This is a genomic window from Methylobacterium sp. Leaf100, from assembly GCF_001422845.1.
Taxonomy (GTDB): Bacteria; Pseudomonadota; Alphaproteobacteria; order Rhizobiales; family Beijerinckiaceae; genus Methylobacterium.
The window spans coordinates 1-4,306 of record NZ_LMMW01000050.1 but is presented as its reverse complement, the minus strand read 5'-3'; the positions used below and the strand labels follow the sequence as shown (position 1 = coordinate 4,306).

Annotated in this window: 5 protein-coding genes; 3 read left to right on the top strand and 2 right to left on the bottom strand. The window is 65.4% G+C overall.

What is annotated here, in order from left to right; genetic code table 11:
- Positions 1-864: oxalate/formate MFS antiporter (gene oxlT, locus ASF25_RS17450; protein WP_082502880.1), on the bottom strand; the 864-nt coding region annotated here is incomplete at its 3' end.
- Positions 865-1,307: 443 nt separating this feature from the next.
- Between oxlT and ASF25_RS17445 the strand changes: the two genes are divergently transcribed.
- From ASF25_RS17445 to ASF25_RS17435, 3 genes are all read left to right on the top strand, one after another.
- Positions 1,308-1,724, top strand: a complete 417-nt coding sequence (locus ASF25_RS17445; RefSeq protein ID WP_244473080.1) for a CBS domain-containing protein — start codon at positions 1,308-1,310, stop codon at positions 1,722-1,724.
- A gap of 322 nt (positions 1,725-2,046) precedes the next feature.
- A complete protein-coding gene (locus ASF25_RS17440; RefSeq protein ID WP_056169483.1) occupies positions 2,047-2,328 on the top strand; it encodes a hypothetical protein in 282 nt (93 codons plus the stop codon).
- Positions 2,329-2,670: 342 nt separating this feature from the next.
- Positions 2,671-3,264, top strand: a complete 594-nt coding sequence (locus ASF25_RS17435; protein WP_056306172.1) for a PAS domain-containing protein — start codon at positions 2,671-2,673, stop codon at positions 3,262-3,264.
- 21 nt (positions 3,265-3,285) lie between these two features.
- Here ASF25_RS17435 and ASF25_RS17430 read toward each other — a convergent pair whose 3' ends face one another.
- Complete coding sequence (locus tag ASF25_RS17430; RefSeq protein WP_056169477.1) at positions 3,286-3,978, bottom strand: GntR family transcriptional regulator; 693 nt, start codon at positions 3,976-3,978, stop codon at positions 3,286-3,288.
- Positions 3,979-4,306 lie beyond the last annotated feature (328 nt).

Below are 4,306 nucleotides of genomic sequence, written 5' to 3'. Positions count from 1 at the left end.
GCGGGTCAGGCCGTTGAGCACCCGGTCGATGGTGGCCGCGAAGGTGATGGCCACCATGGTGATGCCCATGATCGTGACGGGCACCTTGTCGACGCCGATGTCGGCCGCGATGGGCTTGAGGTTGGCGGTGATCATCAGGCCGCCGGCGCCCACGATGACGAACATGAAGTACATCAGCCAGAAGATCGGCTGGSGGGCGACCTCGCCCGGGGTGTAGTTGCGCCGGGTCTGGATGATGTTCGTGTTGGCGACGGCTTCGGGAACCTGGCCTTTCTTCGGCGAGGTGAAGAAGAACGCCAGCACCATGACGACGAGGCCCTGGCCGATGCCGAAGTTGAAGAACGCGGCCTGGAAGCCATGGTCGGCGATCATCCACTGGATCGGCGCGACGGTGAGAGCCGAGCCGGCGCCGAAACCGGCGGCGATGATGCCGGCGGCCAGACCGCGCTTGTCCGGGAACCACTTCAGGGCCGAGCCGACGCAGGTGCCGTAGACGGCGCCCGCACCGATGCCGGCCACCACCTGGCCGAGGTAGAACATGTTCAGGGTCTCGGCGTAGGAGTTGATCACCCAGCCGATGCCGCAGAGCAGGCCGCCGAACAGGACCACGACGCGCGGGCCGTACTTGTCGACGAACCAGCCCTCGACGGGGACGAGCCAGGTCTCGAACAGCACGAACAGGGTGAAGGCCCACTGGATCGCGGCGCGGTCGAAGCCGAACTTCTTCTGGATGTCGGGGACGAAGAACGTCCAGCCGTACTGGAGGTTGGCGATCATCACCATGCAGATGACGCCGATCACGAGTTGGCCCCAGCGATATCCATCGCCGACGCGTTCGACCTTACTTGGTTCTACCCTGGTCATGACGATCCTCCCGATTGATGTTCTGGTGATTTGGGGCTGCGCCGAGGACCCTGGGACGACCCTGGATCTTGGCCGCGCAGTCCGGACGCCTGTCCCGACGCCGTCTGGTATTTGGAATACCAGGGTTGCGCGACCGATCGGCGCCGTCAAGAGTAGGCGCGACAAAATTCGATTTTGCGCCGCACCATGTCTTGCGACCACTGCGAATTACATCGCTACATCTATGTGCGGCCCGCAGGCCCCAGTAAAAAACGGTATTCGAGATGCGCCGAGCGCATGCCGTTTCGGATCCGGCGGACGCGCGCATTCCGGCCCGCGCCTTTGGCTGTCGAAACCGGAACGATGGTGCTGGTTTCATCCCCTGCTGCGAAAATATATGGCTATCGGCACAGGTATTGTGCATACCAGTGGGGTCGAAGCAGCCCGGCGGAGGATTCGCGGCCGTGGATATCAGCGATTCGAACGGTCGCGGCGCGGCCCTCCAGTACATTTGCATGGACCGGACCGTGCGCGATGCCATGCGCCTCCTGGCGCGCCCCGGCACCGAGGCCCTCGTGGTGATCGACGGGCGGCGCGCGGCCGAGGGCGCCATCATCGGACTCCTGACGGAACGGGACCTGTTCCGGGCGGTGACGACCCACGGTATCGATGTGTTCGACGCCCTGGTGTGGACCCTGGCGAAGACCGATTTCGCCACGGTGGCGGTGGGCGCCGGCCCGCAGGAGCGTCTCGCGGCGTTCTGCGCGCACCGCACCGATCAGGTCGCGGTGATGGACGGTTTCGCCCTGCGCGCCATCGAGACCATCTGGGATTGCCTCGCGGTCCCGCTCGACCGGACGAAAGGATGCGCCGCCCCATAGGCGAACCGCTTCTCCCGGGGCAGATCGTGTCGGCCGGGCAGCCGCCTTCCCAAGTCGGCCGGTTTTCGTGCGGTCCACCAAGCTCTTCCGAAAGATTTCATGGCCTTGCCGCAGGGCCGAAGAAGTCTTGCGCTGCACCAATGACAGTCACCAGCGTAAGACAACCGGTTTCGTGCAATCCGTGTTGACCCGACATCGGATTGAATACAAAACGATCGAGCGGATCACGGATCGATGAGGCCGGACCGCGATCGAGACGGCACCGCCCCGAAGGGGGCCAGGGCACCATGCGGGCACGTCGGCCCGCTCCAAGGGGAACACCATGCGGTATCTCGCGATCCTCGAATGTCCCGTGATCTTCAGCGGCGAGAACCAGTACGGGATGACCAGCATGGACATGTGCCCGTCCGTGGGCATCACGCGCGGGCTCGTCAGCCGGCACGTGAAGGTTGTCGATGCACGGGTTATCGTCGTCAGCATCTGGGACAGCGAGTTCTGCGCCAAGCTGTTCTTCGATCCGGCCTGGTACGAGAAGGCCGGGATCCTGTGGGGCGACCTCTACCAGCTGCGCCTCGACGAAATCGAAGAGGCCCGCGTCGCCTGAACGCTCCGGGGTCGACGGTTTCAGGGAGTGGGACGCCCGATCGCCCATCGATGCCGGGCGCCGGGATGGCAGCGCCGCCCGGCGCCCTGCGTTCCTTCCTTACTGTCCCTACGATCGGCATGCCGTGTAAGCGCCATGCCCCTGGCACATATCGGAACCCCACCCGGGGTTAACGACCGGCCATGGTTGCACGTGGTAACGGTCCGACAGCCTATTCCTGTCGATACGGCGACGTGCGTTTGGTGCGATTTCAGTGTCGCGTCCATGATTGCGGTCGCGCAACGCGTGGTTTTCCATGTTGTCGCGGCGGCGGGACGGGTCGCCGCGATCGAAAGCCATTCCATGGACGTGACGACAACCAACGAACCGACCGATCTCGACGGATTGCGTGCCGTCCTCGATGCGGCGTGCGTCGTCGGGACCTGGGGTTGGGACCATGCCCGCGGCGTCGTCACCTACGACGAGGGCGCGGCGCGGTTGCTGACGGGCAAGCCCGAGCTCGCCGGGTGCGAGCTCAGCGGCCCCGGCGCCCTCGCCCTCGTCCATCCGGGCGACATGACCTGGCTCATGGAGCACATGCTCCGGGCCGTGCGCGCCGGCGGCGTGGTCCTGGCCGAGTACCGGGTGTTCCAGGGCGACGGCTCGGTCCGCTGGCTGCTCAGCCGCGGCCGGACCTATCACGATTCCGCCGGCCGGCCGGAGCGGTCGCACGGCATCCTCATCGACATCACAGAGATGCGCGACGGCGGCGAGCGCTACGTCCTCGGCACGGCCCCGACCCAGGCGGATTCCCTGGCGCAGGCGGCGGATCTCGCCATCTCGCTCAAGCACGCGCTGAAGTTCGATGCCCCGCCGGAGGTGATCGAAGCCGCGAACCTGCTCCTGCTCAGCCTCGGCCGCGCCATCGCGCGGACGAACGACCGGTACTGGCAGTAGGTCTGTGCGGAATCCCGACCCTTAGTCGAGGTAGTCGCCGTAGATCTCGACGTGACGGGCGAGGCCGAGGCCATGCTCGCGCACGAGGCGCTCGGACAGGTCGGCGTCGCGGGCCTCCAGGGCCTGGATGATCGCAACGTGCTCCTTGATGGAGTTGGCGGCGCGGTCGCCCTGGCGCAGGGCCGCGTTGCGGATGCCGCGCACGTGCATCAGCAGGTTGCTGGTGATGTCCCGGATCACGTCGCACTGACCGAGCGAGATGATCTTCTGGTGGAAGCGGATGTTCGCGTCCGAATATTCGTCGAGATGATCCGATGGGCGACCCTCGTAGAATTCGGGGAAGTGCTCGCGCAGGCAGGCGAGCTGCTCGTCTGTCGCCCGGGTGCAGGCGAGGCGCGCAGCCATACTCTCCAGGGCCGACCAAGCCTGGATCATCGCAACGATCTCACGCTTCGTCTTCTTGATCACGAATACGCCGCGCCGCGATTCGAAGCGCACGAAGCCCTCCTGCTCGAGTACCGTGAGCGCCTCGCGTACGGGGGTGCGACTGACCCCGAGGTTGAGGGACAGCTTGCGCTCGTCGAGGCGCACCTCCTCCTTCTGGTCGTAGATGTTCATGTTGGTGATGGCTTCTTTCAGCGCATCGTAGGCCAGCGCGCGCAAGCTCGACGTTGCGGCGATGGGTTTGACTTCGAACATGTCGGAACTGACCATCTTCGCCCCGGAAGGTGTGGGAGTGATGCCCTCGACCGGGCCGGCTCTGCCTCGACCATGCCAAATTTGGCCTTGTCAGACAAGGATTTGAGCGGAGGCAGGGCGCGCGATCCCAAGCCGAATCACGATCGCCGCCGCCCGGAACCGAATCAGTCGCCCGACCGGCCCCGCGGCGTGGCGATCACGCCCGGACGGCCGCCGAGCCCTTCGGACTACCGGCGACCCGCCCGCTAGAGGCTGTTATGGACCTATGACGGCTGGATTCCAGATGAAGGGGCATGACCTCTTCACGCAAAGCCTACCCGTCCGACGTCTCCGATGACGAATG